General features: G+C 41.3%; 1 protein-coding gene. It reads right to left on the minus strand.

Annotated elements, in window-relative coordinates:
• A partial coding sequence (locus K8O68_RS15625; protein ID WP_230897764.1) for an IS110 family transposase occupies positions 1 to 252 on the minus strand: 252 nt, incomplete at its 3' end.
• Positions 253 to 612 lie beyond the last annotated feature (360 nt).

The following is a 612-nucleotide window of genomic DNA, read 5'->3' on the forward strand; positions in this document are numbered from 1 at the left end:
GTGTTTTTTCAGCTCATCATCATGATGCAGATACATGGAGGGATGAAAACTATACACCGACGTTGATTCTAAGCCAATTTTAAGATTATCTATTTCTTTTTCGACTATAAAATCAAGAAGCCGATCTTTTAATTCAGAGATGCCTGGAAGGTCATTCGTTACCGAAAAAGAATCTAATCTGGCACCATCTTGATCAAGAACACACCCTTTCATATCAAACGAGCTCACGTCTAAACCTACAAATAATCTCATGGGGGAACCCTCCTTTCATTTTAGAATCATTGGGTCTTTCTTTTGGACGCCTCGAGATATCTCTAGTGTGAACGCCGATCATCAACCTCGTGTATCAGAACTCCTCCTGCATTGAAAGCCGCCTCAGGGCTACTATCACCTGAGTCCAAGAGGCAGGGGGCTCAGCCTGCGAGTAGGAAGTGCCGCACGTACACTGAGAAACAAACTTAAGATGTAGTCAAGCTACAGGAGGAAGAAGAATTGTCCCAAATGATCCTAAGATCATTATCTAGAAATATCTTGAGACGCCCAATCAAAAAGCCTTGGGTGTAAAGAAATTTATAAGCTCAATTATGGGCTTAAATATAATATACGAGGAGG

It is taken from the genome of Salipaludibacillus sp. CUR1 (assembly GCF_021028955.1).
Taxonomy (GTDB): Bacteria; Bacillota; Bacilli; order Bacillales; family Salisediminibacteriaceae; genus Salipaludibacillus.